Source organism: Acidimicrobiales bacterium (assembly GCA_034521975.1).
GTDB lineage: Bacteria > Actinomycetota > Acidimicrobiia > Acidimicrobiales > SKKL01 > SKKL01.
Genome location: JAXHLR010000002.1, coordinates 311,626 through 330,000, shown reverse-complemented (window position 1 = coordinate 330,000; position 18,375 = coordinate 311,626). Strand labels below are relative to the sequence as shown.

Here is an 18,375-nt window from a genome sequence, read left to right as displayed (position 1 = left end):
CTCGCCGTGCACCACCGCCGTCAGCTCGCGTGCGAGCACCCGTTGGGCGTGACGGCGCTCCGGTGCCTGCTCGTGGGCGGCCACGACCTCGTCCACCTCGGCGGGGCCGAGAAACGTCAGCTGCAGCAACAGCTTGCGCATCTCGGAGTCCTCCGCCTGCATCCACGCCTGGTAGAAGCGGTAGGGGCTCATCCGATGGGCGCCGAGCCACATCTGCTCGCCTGCAGCCGACTTGCCGTACTTCGACCCATCGGGGCGGGTCAGCAACGGCCAAGTGAGCGCGTGGGCCTGGCGACCGAGACGGCGACGGACCAGGTCGACCCCCAGCGAGATGTTCCCCCACTGGTCGGATCCTCCGACCTGCATCTCACACCCCTCGAGCTCGGCCAGGTTCACGAAGTCGTTGGCCTGCAACAGCATGTAGCTGAACTCGGTGTAGGAGATGCCGGCCTCGCTCTCGATCCGGGTCCTGACCGACTCCTTGGCCAGCATCTGGTTGACCGAGACGTGCTTGCCGACGTCGCGCAGGAACTCGATCACGCTCATGGCGACCGTCCACGACCGGTTGTCGACCAGACGAGCACCCGTCGGCCCGTCGCCGAAGTCGAGGAACTGCTTGAGCTGGGGCACGATCCCCTCGAGGTTGCGGGCCAGCGTGTCGTCGTCGAGCAGGTTCCGCTCCTCCGATCGACCACCAGGATCGCCGATCATCCCGGTTGCACCACCCGCGAGCACGATCGGACGGTGCCCGGCCTCCTGGAACCGCCGCATCACCAGCAAGCCGATCAGGTTTCCGACGTGCAGGCTGTCGGCGGACGGATCGAACCCGCAGTAGACGGTGACCGACCCCTCCTCGAGTCGCGTCCGAAGCGCGTCGAGGTCGGTGTGATCGTGGATCAGACCACGGACGAGGAGATCATCGAGGATGGCGGAACCGTGTTCAGGCACCCGGCAATGGTGGTCGGCGCCCTCCGCCGTCGTCCAGCCGGTTCGACGCCTCACCCGGCCGGCGATCGGCGACGCTGGTCGGACATCGGCGCACCGATCGGCGACAATGGAGTCATGAGGCGATTCCTCACCCCATTGCTCGCGCTCGCGCTCATCGCCACAGCGTGCAGCTACTCCCCCATCACCATCGCTCCCGAGCTTCCCACCACTGCCCAGTCGTCGTCGATGTACGCATCCGACGGCACGCTCCTCACGGCGCTGCACGGCGAGGAGAACCGGGTCAACGTGCGCTACGGCCAGATGCCGTCGCACCTCATCGACGCCGTCATCGCCATCGAGGACGAACGCTTCTGGCTGCACCGGGGCGTCGACCCGATGGGGCTGGTGCGCGCCGCACGTCGCAACGTCGCCGAGGGCGGGATCACCGAGGGTGGGTCGACCATCACCCAACAGACCGTGAAGAACCTGCTGCTCGAGCGTGAGCGCAGCCTGGGCGGCAAGCTCGAGGAGGCCTCGCTCGCGCTGCAGCTCGAGCGCACCCACTCCAAGGAACGGGTGCTCGAGCTGTACCTGAACTCGATCTACTTCGGGAAGGGCGCCTACGGCGTCGAGGCCGCGTCCCGCACGTACTTCAACAAGTCGGTGACCGACATCACCCTCTCGGAGGCCGCGGTCATCGCGGGGCTGATCAAGTTCCCCAACGCCGCCAATCCCATCGACTACGAGGTGCGCGCCCTCGACCGCCGCGACATCGTGCTCGAAGCGATGTTCGACCAGGAGCTCATCACCCGCGACACCTATGAGCAGGTGCTCGCCGAACCACTACGGGTGCGCCCGCCCACCCCTGCGGCGCTCGAGCGCTATCCCGCCCCGCACTTCGTCGAAGAGGTCAAGCAGTGGTTCCTCGACAACCCTGCCTTCGGCGAGACCCGAGAAGACCGGATCCAGCTGCTCTTCGGTGGCGGTCTGCGCATCCACACCACGATCGACCTGGATCTGCAGGCCAAGGCCGAGGCTGCCCGCGACGAGATCCTTCCCGACCCCGAGACCCATCCCGAGGTCGCCATCGTGGCGCTCGAACCCCGCACCGGGCAGGTGCGGGCCATGGTCGGTGGCCGGGACTTCTTCGGCGAGAGCCGGTCGGCCAAGTACAACATGGCCATGGGCGTCGGGCGGGGCGGCGGATCGTCCTACAAGCCGTTCGTGCTCGCCACCGCGCTCAGCCAGGGCATGCCCCTGAGCCGCCGGTACCCCGCCCCCACCCGGCGCACCTTCGAGTTCCCCGGCCAGGATGACTGGACCGTCACCGGCGGTGGCGGCGGGTCGGCCGACCTGATCGGGATGACCGTCGGTTCCTACAACACCGCCTATGCCGCACTGATGCTCGACGTCGGTCCGGCCAACGCCACCGCCATGGCCCGCCAGCTCGGCATCACCACCCACCAGAACCCGGTACCAGCGGCGGTGCTCGGATCCGAGAACGTCACCCCGCTCGACATGGCCAACGCCTACGGGACCTTCGCCAACTCCGGGCTCCACGTGCCGCCGGTGATGGTCGAGCGCATCGTGCGAGCAGACGGGACCATCTTGTGGGAGCACACCCACGAGCAACGGCGCGTCATCTCGGCCGACATCGCCGACACCATCACCAACATCTTGGCCCAGGTCACCACCAGCGGCACCGGACGCAACGCCAACCTGCCGGGCCGGCCCCTCGCCGGCAAGACCGGAACCGGAACCGGGTTCAAGGACGCGTGGTTCGTCGGGTACACGCCCCAGCTCTCCACCGCGGTGTGGGTCGGCTTCCCGGAGGAGGAGATCTCCATGGAGCCACCCAACACCCCGATCCCGGTCTTCGGCGGGACCTACCCCGCGAGGATCTTCCGGGCGTTCATGGGTCCCGCCCACGAGGACGAGCCCGTCCTCGACTTCCGCCCTATGCCGACCACCACCACGATCCCGCGCCCACGCCCGGCACCGAGCCCCGGTCAGGCGCAACCGGCCACGACGACGCCACCCACCAGCGCCCCCGTTCCCGATCCGGGCGTCGAGGGCGGCGAGCTCCAAGAGGAGGACCCCGATGCCGCCGATGGCTGACACCGAGAACCTCGAGGCGCCACGACGGCGACGCCTGCGGCCGTCGGTGGTGGTAGCGGTGCTGTTCTTCGTGCTACTCGCCGGGTTCTGGGGGTGGATCTGGTACTACCACGTGAGCGGCTACGGCGAGCGCGACATGCCCGACCGCCTCGATGACCTGGCCTGGACCACCCAGGCCGACCGGATCTGTGAGGCCACCGACGCCCGGATCGATGGCCTCCCCGGCGCCCACACCGCCGCCTCGGCCGACGAGCGAGCCGTGGTCATCGAGGCTGCGACCGACGAACTCGAGACCATGCTGGGCAACCTCGAAGCCATCGCTCCCACCGGTTCCAGCCGCGACGCGACCATCACCGCGAGCTGGATCGACGACTACCGGATCTTTCTGGCCGATCGGTACCGGTACGCGGACGCACTCCGCGACGACCCCGGTGCACGATTCCTCGTCACCGAGAAGTACGGGAAGCACATCACCGCGCCCATCGACCGCTTTGCCCGGGTGAACGAGATGGAGCACTGCATGACCCCAGGCGACGTCTAGCCGGGTACAGCTAGCCCCGCGAGGCGTCGACGATCAGCGACACGCTGGTCTCGACCGACAGTGCGGTCGTGTCGATCCAGAGGTGGAAGTGGTCGGGGTCGCGCCAGTCGCACTGGTAGAGGCGACGCCAGTACAGGCGTCGCACCTCATCGGTGCGTTCCAACCTCTGTCGCGCCGCGTCCTCGTCGATGCCCTCGATCTCGGCGCCACGGCGAAGGCGACGTTCGGCGGGCCCGTCGAGGCGCACGCGGTAGGCACCGGGGAGCACCAGCGCCGCCGCCCAGCCCAGCACCACGCCTCCTTCACCCGACGCGGCGAACTCGCCGAGTCGCTGCTCGGCTTGGGCCCGGAGCGCCCGGTCGGGGTGCTCGGTCGTCTCGGTGCCACCTCCCAGCTCGATCGGGGCCGGAGTGGCGGCCAGCGCGTTCAACATCCGCTGCCAGAGGCCTCGTTCGAGCTCCTCCTCGGTGTAGGCGGCCTCGCGAGCCTCGCTCTCGATGCGCTGGCTGTCCCTGGCGGCCACCGCCCGAGCGAGATACGACACACCGAGCCGCTCGGCCACCAACGGGGCGATGACGCTGCCCCCGGCTCCGTAGCTCGAAGAGATCGTGACGACCTGCATCTGGGCTCATCCTTCCGTCGGCGACCTCATCACGGCAGCACCATCATGGCCGCGCCACAGACGCAGTCGCTCGATCCCCGCTCGGGCCATGCGCATCATCCCCGCATCGACGTCGAGGGACCCCAACTCATCGCGGCCCACCCATCGGAGCGCCTCCGACTCGTGGTTTCGCGTCGCCGCCGCGTGGGACGGGGCGACGACCAGGTACCGGGCATCGAGGTGGTCGTGTGCCGGTTCGCCCGGCGGGGCGACCCGGTGGATGTCGAGGTCGATCGGCACCGGGTCGATGCGCAACCCGTCGATGCCGGTCTCCTCGGTGGCCTCGCGCAGCGCGACGGCGGCGAGGTTGGCGTCGCCGTCGGCGTGCCCGCCGGGCTGCAACCAGCGCTGGAGTTTGCGGTGGAACAGCACCAGGATCTGCTCGGTGGCCTCGTCGACCACAAGGGCCGAGCCGGTGAGGTGGCCGTCGAGGCACGTGCGATGGAGCGCATCCGGATGGGCATCGATGAAGTCGAGCATCCGTTGCCGATGATGGTGCACCTCGGGATCGGATGCCAGCGATGAATCGACGATCGCCCGGGCGACGGCCAGGTCGTCGCTCGACGCCAGGTCTGGGTCGGCGTGCGAGAGCCACGGGCTCATCGGAGATCCAGCGAGCCGGTGACGGCCCAACGCCCGTCGCCGTCCTGTTGTAGGACGCTGAGCTCGGTGAAGGTCACTTCGATGACGAAGGTGAGCGCGCTCTCGCGCTCGACCGGGCTCACCGGCGAGCCACCGCTCGGGGCACGGGCTTGGAGAGGTTCGGGTCGCCGGGCAGGCACCACCGCCACGGATGTTCGGTGGCGACCGAGATGCCGACCCGAGGGCAAGCCGCCGGAGCGACATCGGACTCCCACCCGTCGTCGACGATGCGAACCGACGAGCGCCGGTCGCAGAGGTCGAGGCCGTCGTGCGCACCGTCGATGCCGAGGGCCTGGGTCAGCTTGGCGGGGCCGCTGCAGAGATCGCGCTCGGTGCGGGCCCGTGGACGGGCCCAGCGCATCTCCTCCACGCCGGTGATCGGCGCCAGCGCGCGCAGCAGCACCGCGCTGGCCACCCCCTCCTCACCGGTGACCACGTTGGCGCACCAGTGCATGCCGTAGGTGAAATACACGTAGAGGTGTCCGGCCGGCCCGAACATCGTGGCGTTGCGAGCTGTCTGGCCCCGGTGTGCGTGGCTCGCCGGATCGTCGGCGCCCATGTACGCCTCGACCTCGACGATGCGGCCGGCGAGCGCTCCGGCCACGAGGATCGTGCCGAGGAGCGATGGAGCGATCTCGGTCGCCGGGCCGGCGAGCTGCTCGCGCTCGATCACATGGGCGGTCGAGAGCTCCGACACCGTCACGCTTCGGTGGCCTGCACCCGAGCCTCGTCGAGGCGGAGGCGTCCGCGGAACTGCTCGATCTGGACGGCGACCGGTCCGGGGCCACCACCGCCGGGGGTGGTCCGCCGCTGGGCACCGATCCCCTTGCCGATGAGCGCGGCAGCGTCGGGGCCCAGATCGGGGTGGGCCACCACCAGATCGGCCAGCGACCGGTCGCCGTTCAGCGACTCGCGGACCAGACCCCCGACGATGGCATGGGCCTCGCGGAACGGCGTGCCACCGACGACGAGATGCTCGGCCAGGTCGGTCGCGGCCGAGGTGGGGGCGTCGGCCGCGTCGGCCATGCGGGCGTGGTCGAAGGTGGTCGTGGCCATGAGACCCTGCACCGCCGACAGGCCCAGGGCGATCTGGTCGACGGCGTCGAACAGGGGCTCCTTGTCCTCCTGCAGGTCGCGGTTGTAGGCCAACGGCAGGCTCTTGAGGGTGGCGAGCAGCCCCGTGAGGTGACCGATCAGGCGACCGGACTTGCCCCGTGCGAGCTCGGCGATGTCGGGGTTCTTCTTCTGGGGCAGCATCGACGAACCGGTGGCGTAGCCGTCGTCGAGATGGGCGAAGCCGAACTCCTCGCTCGACCAGAGCACGATCTCTTCTCCCATGCGGGAGAGGTGCACTCCCAACAGCGCCAGATCGAAGAGGGCCTCGGCGACGAAGTCTCGGTCGCTCACCGCGTCGAGCGAGTTGGTGAACACCCCGGCGAACCCCAGCTCTTCGGCCACCCAGGCAGGATCGAGCGGTAGCGATGAACCGGCCAGCGCCCCGGCTCCCAGCGGTGACACATCGAGACGAGCGCGGGTGGCCAGGAGCCGGTCGAGGTCGCGGGCCAGTGTCCAGCCGTGGGCCAGGAGGTGGTGGGCGAGCAGCACCGGCTGAGCCCGTTGCAGATGGGTGTAGCCGGGAAGATAGGCATCGCCTGCGTCCGCGGCCCGTTCTACCAAGGTCTGTTGCAGGCTCAGCACCCGCGCAGCGACCGCGGCCAGCTCGCGCTTGGCGAACAGCCGCAGATCGGTGGCCACCTGGTCGTTGCGGCTGCGCCCGGTGTGCAGCTTGGCTCCGGCCGGTGCCAGTTCGGTGACCCGCCGTTCGACCGCGGTGTGGATGTCCTCGTCGCTCGCCATGAACTCGAAGTTGCCGCTGCTCAACTCGTCGGCAACCGTGTCGAGGGCCGCCAGGATCGAGTCGACCTCCTCGTCGCTGAGCAACCCGGCGTGGCCGAGACCCTTCACATGGGCCCGGGAGCCGGCGATGTCGTCGATCGCGAGACGACGGTCGAAGGGCAAGCTGACCGTGTAGGCCAGCAGCTCCTCGGCGGGACCATCACCGAACCGACCGTGCCAGAGCGTCACGATCCCGCCTCAGGGCCGAGCACGTGGAGATCGGCAGCATCGGCGAGCGAACCCGCGGCACGGTAGATGCCCAGCTTGCTCCGGGAGTCGTCGATGTCGAGGTTGCGCATGGTGAGCTGGCCGATGCGATCGAGTGGTCCGAACGCGCTGTCGCTGCGCTCCATCGACAGCCGGTCGGGTTCGTAGGAGAACCCAGGACCGGTGGTGTCCACGAGGGAGTAGTCGTCGCCCCGACGCAACCGCAGCACGACCTCACCGGTGACGGCGGCTCCGACCCACCGCTGCAGCGGCTCGCGCAACATCAGCGCCTGGGGATCGAACCAGCGACCCTCGTACATCAGGCGGCCGAGGCGCCGACCCATGGCGCGGTAGTTCTCGATCGTCGCCTCGTTGTGGATGGCGGTGATGAGTCGCTCGTAAGCGATGTGCAGCAGCGCCATGCCCGGCCCCTCGTAGATGCCGCGGCTCTTGGCCTCGATGATGCGGTTCTCGATCTGGTCGCTCATGCCGAGTCCGTGCCGGCCACCGATCTGGTTGGCCCGCTGCACCAGCTCGACACGATCCTCGATGGACTCGCCGTTGATGGCCACCGGCCAACCGGCCTCGAACCGCACGGAGACGTCCTCGGGGTCGATCCGGACCGACTCGTCCCAGAACCGCACGCCCATGAGCGGCTCGACGATGTCGATGCCGACCGACAGTTGCTCGAGGTCCTTGGCCTCATGGGTGGCGCCCCAGATGTTGGCATCGGTGGAGTAGGCCTTCTCGGCGCTGTCGCGGTATGGCAGGTCGCGCTCGGCCAACCAGGCACTGAGCTCGGCCCGTCCCCCGAGCTCGTCGACGAAGGTCGGGTCGAGCCACGGCTTGTAGATGCGCAGGTTCGCGTTGACCATCAGCCCATAGCGGTAGAAGCGCTCGATGTCGTTGCCCTTGTAGGTCGAGCCGTCGCCCCACACGTCGACGCCGTCGTCCTGCATGGCGCGCACCAGCATCGTTCCGGTGACCGCCCGGCCGAGGGGGGTGCTGTTGAAGTAGGTGCGGCCCGCGGTGGTGACGTGGAACGCGCCGCACTGCAACGCCACCAGACCCTCGTGCACCAGTTCGTGGCGGCAGTCGATGAGCCGGGCGACCTCGGCCCCGAAGGCCTCGGCCCGGCCGCGCACGCCCTCGAGGTCGGGTTCGTCGGGCTGGCCGATGTCGGCGGTGTAGGTGTAGGGGACGGCGCCCTTCTCCCGCATCCAGGCGACCGCGACGGAGGTGTCGAGCCCGCCGGAGAAGGCGAGTCCGACCCGTTCACCGACGGGCAGGGAGGTGAGCACGCGTGCATCGGACCCCGAGGTCACGTTGCATCAGTCCTTTCGATCGAGGGGAAGGCCGGCCAGGCCCGCGAGGATGGCGCTCAGGCGCTCGCCGCCGAGAACCTCGGCGGCCACGCAGAGGAGGGTGTCGTCGCCCGCCACGGTACCGAGGAGCCCGTCGAGGTGTGACCGGTCGAGCGCGGAGCCGACGACGTGGGCCGAACCGGGCGGGGTGCGCAGCACCACCAGGTTGTGGGAGTGGTCGACCTCGACCACCCAGTCGCCCAGCACCCGGCGGAGGTGGTCCTCAGGGGCGTGCTGCTCGGCGGGCAGCTCGGGGATGGCATAGGCCACCTCTCCCCCCGCGACCCTCACCTTGACCGCACCGAGGTCCTCGAGGTCGCGCGAGACCGTGGCCTGGGTGGCCACCACCCCGTCGGCACCCAACAGCTCGACCAGCTGTGACTGGCTGACCACGGTGTTGGTCTCGAGCAGGTTGGCGATCCGGTGCTGGCGCTGGTTCTTCGACAGACGGGTCTCGGTCATGTCGCGGTCTGCTCCATGAGCCACCACAGCAGACCACGCGCCGCGTGCATGCGGTTCGTCGCCTGATGCCAGATGTGGCTGCGCGGACCGTCGACGACCTCGGCCTCGGCCTCCTCTCCCCGGTGGGCGGGCAGGCAGTGCAGGAAGATGCCTCCGTCGGCCATCGCGGCGAGCATGGTGTCGGTGATGGTGAAGCCCTCGAAGGCCCGGAGGCGGGCCTCGGACTCGGCTTCTTGGCCCATCGAGGTCCACACGTCGGTGTAGACGACGTCGGCGCCGTCGATCGCCGGTTCGGGTCGGTCGTGCTCCTCGACGGTCGTGCCGGCGGCGGCGATGCGGTCGAGGGTCGCTGGATCGAACCGGTGTCCCGGCGGGGCGGCGATGCGGAACCGCCCACCCGACAAGGCCACGGCGAGGGCGAGCGAACGGGCCACGTTGTTGGCATCGCCCACGTAGGTGACGGTGACATCGAGGCGGCCGACGGCCTGGCGGATGGTGAGCAGATCGGCCAGGGCCTGCATGGGATGGGCCTGGTCGGAGAGGAGGTTCACGATCGGAACCGCCCCCACGGCCGCCATGCGCTCGACCTGGAAGTGCTCGAACACCCGGGCACCGATGGCCGCGTGGTAGCAGGCGAGGGTGCGGGTGATGTCCTCGGTGGTCTCACGGACGTCGAAGCCGACCTCCTCGCCCCTGATGGTGACCGGATGGCCGCCGAGCGCCACGATCGCCAGCTCCATGGAGTTGCGGGTGCGCGCCGACGGCTTCTCGAACAGCAGCGCCATGCCCTTGCCGCCGAGCACGGGGTCGGCATCGGGGGCTTCGGCTCGGTCGAGCACCGCGTGCAGCTCGGCGCTGGTGAGGTCGTCGACCTCGAGCAGGTGTCTCATGCCAGCACCGTCCCGAGCGTGTCGATGGCGGTGTCGATCTCGTCGTCGGTGACCAGCAGCGAGGGAGCCAGCCGCAACGTGGTCGGGGTGACCCCGTTGACCACCAGGCCCGCGTCGAGCGCCGCCCCGGCCACCTCGCGCGCGTCGGGTCCGTCCAGCTCGACGCCGAGGAGCAGCCCCCGCCCCCGCACACCCGTGACGTGGGGAAGCGTCGACACCCGCTCGGTGATGGCGGCCCCCGCTCTGGTCGCCCTGGCGGGCACGTCCTCGGCCTCCATCGTCGCCAGGACGGCCCTGGCGGCGGCGGCGGCCAGTGGCTGGCCCCCGTAGGTGGTGGCGTGGTCGCCCGGTTCGAAGGCAGCGGCAATGCCGGCGATGGCCCAGCAGGCGCTGATGGGCACGCCGTTGCCGAGGGCCTTGGCCATGGTGACGACGTCGGGTCGGATGCCGGCGTGCTGGTGGCCGAACCACGCTCCGGTGCGTCCGAGTCCGGTCTGGACCTCGTCGAGGATGAGCAGCACTCCACGCTCGTCGCAGATCCGCCGAAGGCCGCGCAGGTAGTCGGCACTGGCCGGGTTGACCCCGCCCTCGCCCTGGACCGACTCGACCAGCACGGCCGCCACCGTGTCGTCGATGGCGGCCTCCACCGCGTCGAGGTCGTGCCAGGCCACGTGGCGGAAACCCTCCGGCAGCGGTTGGAACGCCTCCCACTTGCCGGGTTGGCCGGTGGCGTGGAGGGTGGCGAGGGTGCGTCCGTGGAACGAGCCGTAGGTGGAGATGACCTGGTAGCGGCCGTGACCTCCCCACTTGCGGGCCAGCTTGATGGCGGCCTCGTTGGCCTCGGCCCCGGAGTTGGCGAAGAAGACCTGGCCGCCGCCGCCCAGCAGTCGGTCGAGGGTGATGGCGACCTCGGCACCGGGTTCGGTGCCGAAGAGGTTCGAGACGTGCACGAGGGTCCTGGCCTGCTCGGCGAGGGCCTCGGCCACCGCGGGGTGGGAGTGGCCGAGCGAGGTCACCGCCAGGCCGGAGAGGAAGTCGAGGTAGCGGTTGCCGTCGCGATCCCACAGCCACGACCCCTCACCCCGGACGAACTCGATCCGCGGTGCTCCGTAGGTGGGCATGAGCGGGCAGCGGTCGAGGTCGGACGAGCCCATCGCCTCGGCATGGGCCGATGCGTCGGTCATGGTTGGACCTCCTCGTCGGCCTGGGGCTCGCCCACGGGCGGGTGGCGGGACACCATGGTGCCGATCCCTTCGTCGGTGAAGATCTCGAGCAGCAGCACGTGCGGGGTCGTGCCGTTGATCATGTGGGCCGAGTGGACTCCGTGGGTGGCCGCGTGGATGCAGGCCGCGACCTTCGGGATCATGCCGCCCCACAACGTGCCGGCGTCGAGCAGCTCGGCGAGGGTCTCGGGGGTGGCACGCCGGATCAGGCTGTGGGGATCGTCCACGTCGGCGAGGAGGCCCTCGACGTCGGTGAGGTAGACCACCTTCTCGGCGCCGAGCGCCACCGCGATGGCTCCCGCCACGGTGTCGGCGTTGATGTTGTAGGCCTGCCCGGCGACATCGGCACCGATGGTGGACACCACCGGGACCAGTCCCTCGGCGAGGAGACGCAGGATGATGCCGGGATTGACCGCCTCGACGTCGCCGACGAAGCCGAGATCGGGGTTGCGGGCGCTGGCCAGAAGGAGCCCGGCATCCTCTCCCGACAACCCGACCGCGATGGGCCCGTGCACGTTGATCGACGAGACGATGTCGCGATTGACCTTTCCGACCAACACCATGCGGGCGATGTCGAGGGTCTCGGCGTCGGTGACCCGCAACCCGTCGCGGAACTCGGGCTTCTTTCCGAGCCGATCCATGAGTTCGCCGATCTGGGGACCACCCCCGTGGACCACCACCGGCAGCATGCCGACCGAACGCATCAGGACCAGGTCCTCGGCGAAGGCTCGCGCCAGGTCGGCATCGACCATGGCGTTGCCGCCGTACTTCACGACCACGACCTTGTCGCGGAACTGGCGGATGTAGGGCAGGGCCTCGAGCAGGATCTCGGCCTTGGTGCCGGCCGGCAGCGTCGAGCGCGGTGTCGTCGTCATGAGGTGCCCATGTTCTCGTCGATGTAGGCGTGGGTGAGGTCGTTGGTGAGGATCGTCGCCCGGCCCGAGCCAAGACCCAGGTCGGCGGTGATCTCCAGGTGGCGTTGCTCCATGTATGCGCTCAGAGCGTCGTGGTCGTGGGCGACGGTCACCCCTCCGGCGGCGACCTGGTGCGGGCCGTAGCTGATCGTGATGGCGTCGGGATCGAACGCGATGCCGGCGCTGCCCAGTTCGCTGGCGATGCGACCCCAGTACGGGTCCTGGCCGTACCAGGAGCACTTGACGAGCTGGCTCTCGGCGGTCTTGCGGGCCCCGGCGGCGGCCTCGTCGTCCGAGGCCGCACCGGTGACGGTGAGGCGAACCACCTTGGTGGCCCCCTCGGCGTCGCCGGCCATCTGCAACGCCAGGTCGGCGCACACCTCGGCCACCGCCGAGGCGAGCGCGCCGGGGTCGACCGGGCCGGCGCGGCCGCTGGCCATGAGGATGACGGTGTCGTTGGTCGAGGTGCAGCCGTCGACGCTCAACGCGTTGAACGACACGGCCATGGCGTCGGTGAGTGCGTCGTGGAGCTGGGAGGGGTCGGCCTCGGCGTCGGTGGTGAGCACCGCCAGCATGGTGGCCATGTTGGGGGCGAGCATGGCCGCGCCCTTGGCCATGCCTCCGACCACGAAGCCGTCGCCGCGGGCCACCGAGAGCTTGCGAACGGTATCGGTGGTGAGGATGGCATCGGCCGCGGCCAGCCCGCCGTCGGCACCCGGGGCCCTGGCGGCGACCAGCGCGGGAAGGCCGGCCTCGATGGTGTCGATCGGAAGGGGGATGCCGATGAGCCCGGTGCTGCACACCAGCACTTCGGTCGGCTCGCACCCGAGCCCGGAGGCGGTGTTCGCGCACATCCGCTCGGCATGCTGGCGGCCGCTGGCCCCGGTGGCGGCGTTGGCGTTCCCGCTGTTGAGGACCACCCCGGCAGCCCGGCCGCTGCTGACCTCCAGATGGTCGCGAGTGGTGACGACCGGCGCGGCGGTCATCTGGTTCTGGGTGAAGACGGCGGCAGCCGGAACCGGCCGACCGTCGTCGGTGGCGACGAGGGAGAGATCCGGTGCTCCACCGGACTTGATGCCGGCGGCGATGCCGGCGGCGACGAAGCCTGCTGGTGCGGTCACGCTCATGTGGTGCTCGGGTTCCTTCGCGGGTTCAGGGGTGGAGTGCCACGAGCGGCAATCCGGTGGTCTCGTCGAGCCCGCAGGCCAGGTTGGCGCACTGGATCGCCTGTCCCGATGCTCCCTTGACCAGGTTGTCGATGGCGCCGATGACGATCAGCCAGCCGGTGCGGGGGTCGACCCTGGCGGTGAGCTGGGCGGTGTTGGCACCGAGGGTGGCCTTGGTCGACGGCGAGGCATCGGTGACCACCACGAACGGTTCGGCGGCGTAGTGGTTGCGGAGCACACCGATGGCGTCGGCGGTGGTCATCGCCTCGGTGGGCCGGGCGTAGCAGGTCGCCAGGATGCCCCGGTTCATGGGCACCAGGTGCGGGGTGAACAGCACCGAGGCGCCGAGGACCTGGTCCATCTCGGGGGTGTGGCGGTGCTCGAGCAGTCCGTAGGCGGCGAAGTTCTCGTCGACGGTGCAGAAGGTGGTGTTGGGCTTGGGTGGGCGACCGGCCCCGGAGACACCGCTCGCCGCGTCCACGATGATCCCGTCGGTGGCGACCAGCCCGTCGCGCACGAACGGCGCCAGGGCGAGGCTGGCCGCGGTGGGATAGCAGCCCGGGACCGCCACCGCGCGGGCACCGACCAGATCGTCGCGGAACAGCTCGGGAAGGCCGTAGGCGAAGCGCTCGAGCAGATGGGGGGCCGTGTGCTCCTCGCCGTACCACACCGGGTACAGCGTCGGGTCCTTCAGACGGAAGTCGGCCGCCAGGTCGATGACGACGATGTCGTCATCGAGGAGCTGAGGCACGATCGCCTGTGAGGCCCCGTGGGGCAAGCCGAGGAACACGAGGTCGACACCGCCGAGCAGCGATGGATCCCACTCGCTGAAGGCCAGGTCGGGGTGGGCGCCACCCAGGCTCGGGTAGAGGTCGGCCACCCGGGTGCCGGCCTGGGTGTCGCCGGTGGCGAAGGCCAGGTCGAGCTGGGGATGGCCGGCGCTGAGCCGGAGGAGCTCGGCGCCGGTGAACCCCGACGCCCCGATGATGCCGAATGTGATCACCCCACGACCATACATATGACTGAATGGCTATGCAACCCGAAGGTGGGTGCGTTACCCGCTGGGAAACTCTGGTGGCGAAGGCCGGTGACCCATGACCTAGTCTGGCCCTTCCGCAACCCAGGGGGGGAACCCGAATGACGATCCGAACCCGGCCGAGATGGTGGCGCGTGCTTGCCGCGCTGACTGCGCTGCTGCTGCTCCTCGCAGCGTGTGGCAACGACGACAGCACCGACGACGCCCAAGACGACACCACCACCGACGACACCGAACCTGACAGCGACGGCGACGACGACAGCGGCGACGACAGCGGCGACGACAGCGACGGCGACGAACCGCAGTACGGCGGGAGCATCGAGATCGGCGTCGAGGCCGAGGCCGGCGGCTATGTCCCCGCGCTGACCGCAACCGGTACCGCGAGCGCGACGGTGGACGGCGCGATCTACGACGCCCTGGTGATCATCAACGGTGAGGGCCAGTACGAGCCGTTCCTCGCCGAGTCGGTGGAACCCAACGACGACCTCAGCGAGTGGACCATCACGCTGCGCCCCGACGTCGAGTTCCACGACGGCACCCCTCTCGACGCCGAGGCCATCGTGTGGAACTACGAGAACCTCCACCGCGACCCCGAGTCGCTCACGGCCGGAACGCTGGACACCGCAGGTGTCGAGTCGGTCGAGGCCGTCGACGAACTCACCGTCGTCTACCGCCTCAGCGGGCCCAACGCCGCCTTCCCGGACCTGCTCTATGGCCGGATCGGCATGCCGGTCTCGCCCACCGCGTTCGAGGAGATGGGCCTCGACGCCTTCAGCTCCGCACCCGTCGGCACTGGCCCGTTCGTCGTGGAGCAGTGGGTCCGCGACGACCGGATCGAGCTCACCCGCAACGAGAACTACTGGCTCACCGACGAGCAGGGCAACCAGCTGCCCTATCTCGACGAGGTCGTCGTCCGACCCATCCCCGACGAGGACAGCCGCATCAACACCCTCCTCGCCGACGATGCCCAGGTCATCCACACCACCCGCGGCTTTGCGGGCAAGCGGATCGTCGAGGCCGCCGACACCGGCCCCTACGAGAGCAACATCGCGCAGGGCAACATCGCCGGGTCGTCGCTGTTCAACACCATCAGCCCGCCGCTCGACGACGTGCGGGTCCGGGCCGCGATGGTGATGGCCACCAGTGCCGACGACGTCGCCGTCGCCCAGGGCTATGACGGCATCACGACCCCCGCGAGCCAGTTCGTCGGAGTCGACAGTCCGTGGTACTCCTCGGCCGCCGAGGATGCCTACCCCGGGTCGGGCGGCCAGGACCTCGACGCCGCCGCCGAGCTGCTCGAGGAGTACATCAACGACCCCGACCGCTCCGACGGTCAACCGGTGGGCTCGCGCCTGAGCGTGCGGTACCAGTGTCCACCCGAGGCGAGCCTCCAGGACATGGCCGTGGTGCTCCAGTCGGCCTGGAACGAGATCGGCATCGATCTCGAGTTGGTCTCGGTCGACCAGCCCACGCTCATCTCCAACGTGATCGGCGGTCCCGACAACGGGTTCAGCGGTGACTACGACATGAGCTGTTGGCGCACCGGCTCCAACAACGACCCGCTCAACTACCTGTCCGGCTTCTTCGGCCCGGTGGAGAGCTCGGTCCTCAACTTCGTGAACTTCACCGATCCTGGAATCGACGAGGCATTGACCACCCTGCGCACCTCGGCCGACTTCGAGGAGCGCTACGAGGCCAACGAGGCGATCAACACGATCGCCAACGAGAACGTGGTCGTGGCGTGGCACATCAGCTACTCGTCGATCGTCGGATGGCGCGACGACCTCCACGACGTCAGTGAGTGGTCGACTCCCGAGGGCAGCCCGGGACGCGGCAACCTCGCCGGTCGGATCTGGGTCCACTGGATCTGGATGGACCAGTAATCACCGGGTCCACCATCTGAGCTGAACGATGGTGCCCCGGCCTCCAGGGCCGGGGCACCGTCGCGTGCGGGTCCGAGTCAGCCCCGGAGCGAGGCCGGAACCGCGGCTTCGACCGCCGCGACGCAGCGGCTGCGCACCTCGGCCAGCTCGGCGTCGGTGAGCGTGCGGTCCGAGGCCTGAAAGCGCAAGCGCCACGCCAGGCTCCGCCGACCTGGGGACACCGACGACCCACGGAAGACGTCGAAGAGCTCGAGCTCGACGAGGAGGTCGCCCGCGGCCTCGCGCAGGATCGGTTCGACCCGGCCGGCAGGAACGGACTCGTCCACCTCGAAGGCGAGATCGAGGTCGCTCGAGGGGAACAGCCGCACCGGGTCATAGGGCCGGGCGCTTCGGTCGACCGCCAGCACGGCGGTCAGGTCGAGGTCGAACCAGGCCACCCGCCCCGGCACCTCGAAACCCCTCAGCACGTCGGGGTCGACCTCGCCGACGGCACCGACCACCGTGGCGTCCACGACGATATCGGCGGCCCGGGTGGGGTGGAGACCGGGGATCTGGCGTGCCGACAGCTCGAAGGGCACCTTCAAGTGCTCGGCCACCGCCCGCCACGCCTGCACCGCTACCGGGGCCTCGGCCCCGGCGATGGCCGCCGCCACCCGCTCGGTCTCGTCGGGCAGGTCGGCAGCTGGGGAGCCGGGTCGCCGATAGACATGGCCCAGCTCGAAGACCGAGACGTCGGGGTTTCGGTGCGAGGCGTTGTAGGCGAGCACCTTGCACAGTCCCGGCAACAGCGAGGAGCGCATCACCGACTCCTCGGCCACGAGCGGGTTCGCGACCCGGATCCCGTCGTCGTCCAGGCCGGCTCTGGCCAGGTCTCCGGGAGCGAGGAAGGGCAGGGGCATGACCTCGCTGAACCCGAGTCCCACCAACGCCTGGCGCACCCGCCGGCGATCACGTTGGTAGCGGGTGAGTCCCCCGCTCTCGGTCGAGCGGGGGACCGAACGGGGGATGCGCCCGTACCCGTGGTGGCGGGCGATCTCCTCGATGACGTCGATCTCGGTCTCGGTGTCGGGCCGCCACGACGGGATGGTGACGTCGTGGTCGTCGCCCGCAGATTCGCACCCGAACCCGATCGGCTCCAGCAGATCTCGTACGGCGACCGGCACCAGGTCGATGCCGATAACGGCGTTGGCCCGGTCGGTGCGGACCCGCACCGGCGGCCGCGCGGGCAGCTCGCCACGCGCGTCGATGACACCAGGGGCGAGCGACGCGGTGTCGCCCAGCAGCTCGGCGAACCGCAGCGCTGCCAGCTCGAGCACCTCGGGGTCGGTGCCCTTCTCGAACCGGGCCGACGCCTCGGTGCGCAGACCGAGCCGCCGAGCCGTGCGGGCGACCGCGAGCGGCTGGAACCAGGCGAGCTCGACCAGGACGTCGGTGGTGTCGGCGGAGATCTCGGTGGCCTCACCCCCCATGATCCCGGCGATGCCGACCGCGGTGTCCTCCGCGTCGCAGATCAACAGGTCGTCGGCGACGAAGCGACGCTCGACATCGTCGAGGGTGACCAGCGCCTCGCCGTCGCGGGCCCGTCGGACCCGCAGACCACCGCCGGCCAGCCGCGACAGGTCGTACGCGTGGTTGGGCTGGCCCAGCTCGAGCATGACGTAGTTGGACACGTCGACCAAGCTGTTGATCGGGCGCATGCCCATGGCGGTGAGCCGGTTGGCGATCCAGGCCGGCGACTCCCCCACCGTCACATCGTGCAGCACCCTGGCGACGAACCGGCCGCACAGGTCACCGTCGATGATCTCGACGCTCGCCCGCTCCCCGGCTGCTGCTCCCGCCGATGGAGCCACCACCGGCTCGGGGATGGCGAAGGGCAGCTTCAGGCGTGCCGCCAGGTCGCGGGCCACACCGGCGATCGACATGGCGTCGGGCCGGTTCGGGTTGATCTCGAGGTCGTAGAGCACGTCGGACTCGATGCCCAGGGCGCCGGTGAGCGGGACGCCCACCTCGCTGTCGGGCGGCAGGACCATGATGCCGCTGTGATCAGCGCCGAGCCCGAGCTCCTGGCTCGAGCACAGCATCCCGTTGGACCACTCGCCGCGCATCTTGCGCCGCGCGATCTCCATGCCGCCGGGCATGGTGGTGCCGACGGTGGCCAGCGGGACGTGGTCGCCGATCGACATGTTGAACGCACCACAGCAGACCTGCTGGGCCTGGCCGTCACCGGCGTCGACGTCGACCAGCTGGATGCGGTCCGCGTCGGGATGCGGACGCAGATCGAGCACCCTGGCCACGACGATGCCATCGAGGCCCTCGCCCAACCGGTCGAGCGACTCGACCGCCATGCCGAGGTCGCTCATCGTCCGTCCCAGCTCGACAGGATCGCCCTCGAACGCAGCGAAGTCGCGGAGCCACGACAACAGGACCTTCATGTGGCCGCTCCCG

Annotated in this window: 17 protein-coding genes (1 of these 17 only partly in view); 3 read left to right on the top strand and 14 right to left on the bottom strand. The window is 69.8% G+C overall.

The genetic code is table 11. From position 1 onward, the window contains the following. Positions 1–948, bottom strand: the 5' portion of a protein-coding gene (gene tyrS / locus U5K29_01780; protein ID MDZ7677265.1) for a tyrosine--tRNA ligase. Its footprint begins 345 nt before the window's first position; 948 of the gene's 1,293 nt are visible here — the first part of the coding sequence; the start codon lies at positions 946–948; the stop codon falls past the left edge of the window. A 114-nt stretch (positions 949–1,062) separates the two neighbouring features. On the opposite strand from tyrS, the gene U5K29_01775 reads away from it, so the two are divergent. Then, on the top strand, positions 1,063–3,045 hold the full coding sequence (locus U5K29_01775; protein ID MDZ7677264.1) for a transglycosylase domain-containing protein: 1,983 nt from the start codon (positions 1,063–1,065) through the stop codon (positions 3,043–3,045). Further along, entirely contained in the window at positions 3,038–3,586 is a 549-nt protein-coding gene (locus U5K29_01770; protein MDZ7677263.1) for a hypothetical protein, read from the top strand. The genes U5K29_01775 and U5K29_01770 overlap by 8 nt, the downstream gene beginning before the upstream one ends. A gap of 10 nt (positions 3,587–3,596) precedes the next feature. On the opposite strand, the gene U5K29_01765 is transcribed toward U5K29_01770, so the two are convergent. Genes U5K29_01765 through argC form a run of 12 tightly spaced genes read right to left on the bottom strand, consistent with a single transcriptional unit; the run spans position 3,597 to position 14,014 of the window. Beyond that, entirely contained in the window at positions 3,597–4,208 is a 612-nt protein-coding gene (locus U5K29_01765) for a cytidylate kinase-like family protein (protein ID MDZ7677262.1), read from the bottom strand. Between the two features lie 6 nt (positions 4,209–4,214). After that, the gene (locus U5K29_01760) at positions 4,215–4,850 is read right to left on the bottom strand and encodes an NUDIX hydrolase (protein ID MDZ7677261.1); all 636 of its coding nucleotides are present in this window, start codon (positions 4,848–4,850) and stop codon (positions 4,215–4,217) included. Beyond that, positions 4,847–4,972, bottom strand: coding sequence for a hypothetical protein (locus tag U5K29_01755; protein MDZ7677260.1), 126 nt, complete (start codon positions 4,970–4,972; stop codon positions 4,847–4,849). The genes U5K29_01760 and U5K29_01755 overlap by 4 nt, the downstream gene beginning before the upstream one ends. After that, positions 4,969–5,586 carry a DNA-3-methyladenine glycosylase gene (locus U5K29_01750; GenBank protein ID MDZ7677259.1) on the bottom strand — a complete coding sequence of 206 codons (618 nt, stop codon included), beginning with the start codon at positions 5,584–5,586 and terminating at the stop codon, positions 4,969–4,971. The genes U5K29_01755 and U5K29_01750 overlap by 4 nt, the downstream gene beginning before the upstream one ends. Positions 5,587–5,588: 2 nt before the next feature. Beyond that, a complete protein-coding gene (gene argH / locus U5K29_01745) occupies positions 5,589–6,974 on the bottom strand; it encodes an argininosuccinate lyase (protein ID MDZ7677258.1) in 1,386 nt (461 codons plus the stop codon). Continuing rightward, entirely contained in the window at positions 6,971–8,317 is a 1,347-nt protein-coding gene (gene argG, locus U5K29_01740) for an argininosuccinate synthase (GenBank protein MDZ7677257.1), read from the bottom strand. Before argG ends, argH begins: the two co-directional genes overlap by 4 nt. A 6-nt stretch (positions 8,318–8,323) precedes the next feature. After that, positions 8,324–8,818 (bottom strand): arginine repressor, encoded by a 495-nt coding sequence (gene argR, locus U5K29_01735; protein ID MDZ7677256.1) that lies wholly within the window; start codon positions 8,816–8,818, stop codon positions 8,324–8,326. Further along, positions 8,815–9,708 (bottom strand): ornithine carbamoyltransferase, encoded by an 894-nt coding sequence (locus tag U5K29_01730; protein MDZ7677255.1) that lies wholly within the window; start codon positions 9,706–9,708, stop codon positions 8,815–8,817. Before U5K29_01730 ends, argR begins: the two co-directional genes overlap by 4 nt. Beyond that, positions 9,705–10,892 carry an acetylornithine transaminase gene (locus tag U5K29_01725; GenBank protein MDZ7677254.1) on the bottom strand — a complete coding sequence of 396 codons (1,188 nt, stop codon included), beginning with the start codon at positions 10,890–10,892 and terminating at the stop codon, positions 9,705–9,707. Before U5K29_01725 ends, U5K29_01730 begins: the two co-directional genes overlap by 4 nt. Next, a complete protein-coding gene (gene argB, locus U5K29_01720; protein ID MDZ7677253.1) occupies positions 10,889–11,806 on the bottom strand; it encodes an acetylglutamate kinase in 918 nt (305 codons plus the stop codon). The genes U5K29_01725 and argB overlap by 4 nt, the downstream gene beginning before the upstream one ends. Then, a complete protein-coding gene (gene argJ / locus U5K29_01715; protein MDZ7677252.1) occupies positions 11,803–12,966 on the bottom strand; it encodes a bifunctional glutamate N-acetyltransferase/amino-acid acetyltransferase ArgJ in 1,164 nt (387 codons plus the stop codon). The genes argB and argJ overlap by 4 nt, the downstream gene beginning before the upstream one ends. A gap of 31 nt (positions 12,967–12,997) precedes the next feature. Further along, positions 12,998–14,014 (bottom strand): N-acetyl-gamma-glutamyl-phosphate reductase, encoded by a 1,017-nt coding sequence (gene argC / locus U5K29_01710; protein ID MDZ7677251.1) that lies wholly within the window; start codon positions 14,012–14,014, stop codon positions 12,998–13,000. Between the two features lie 134 nt (positions 14,015–14,148). Between argC and U5K29_01705 the strand changes: the two genes are divergently transcribed. Next, complete coding sequence (locus U5K29_01705; protein ID MDZ7677250.1) at positions 14,149–15,930, top strand: ABC transporter substrate-binding protein; 1,782 nt, start codon at positions 14,149–14,151, stop codon at positions 15,928–15,930. 77 nt (positions 15,931–16,007) lie between these two features. On the opposite strand, the gene pheT is transcribed toward U5K29_01705, so the two are convergent. Next, entirely contained in the window at positions 16,008–18,362 is a 2,355-nt protein-coding gene (gene pheT / locus U5K29_01700; protein MDZ7677249.1) for a phenylalanine--tRNA ligase subunit beta, read from the bottom strand. Positions 18,363–18,375 lie beyond the last annotated feature (13 nt).

Coding starts and splice junctions, on each gene's coding strand:
- U5K29_01730 (MDZ7677255.1), bottom strand. CDS start 9,708: ATGAGACACCTGCTCGAGGTCGACGACCTCACCAGCGCCGAGCTGCAC.
- U5K29_01705 (MDZ7677250.1), top strand. CDS start 14,149: ATGACGATCCGAACCCGGCCGAGATGGTGGCGCGTGCTTGCCGCGCTG.
- argB (MDZ7677253.1), bottom strand. CDS start 11,806: ATGACGACGACACCGCGCTCGACGCTGCCGGCCGGCACCAAGGCCGAG.
- U5K29_01765 (MDZ7677262.1), bottom strand. CDS start 4,208: ATGCAGGTCGTCACGATCTCTTCGAGCTACGGAGCCGGGGGCAGCGTC.
- argR (MDZ7677256.1), bottom strand. CDS start 8,818: ATGACCGAGACCCGTCTGTCGAAGAACCAGCGCCAGCACCGGATCGCC.
- U5K29_01775 (MDZ7677264.1), top strand. CDS start 1,063: ATGAGGCGATTCCTCACCCCATTGCTCGCGCTCGCGCTCATCGCCACA.
- U5K29_01725 (MDZ7677254.1), bottom strand. CDS start 10,892: ATGACCGACGCATCGGCCCATGCCGAGGCGATGGGCTCGTCCGACCTC.
- pheT (MDZ7677249.1), bottom strand. CDS start 18,362: ATGAAGGTCCTGTTGTCGTGGCTCCGCGACTTCGCTGCGTTCGAGGGC.
- U5K29_01770 (MDZ7677263.1), top strand. CDS start 3,038: ATGGCTGACACCGAGAACCTCGAGGCGCCACGACGGCGACGCCTGCGG.
- U5K29_01760 (MDZ7677261.1), bottom strand. CDS start 4,850: ATGAGCCCGTGGCTCTCGCACGCCGACCCAGACCTGGCGTCGAGCGAC.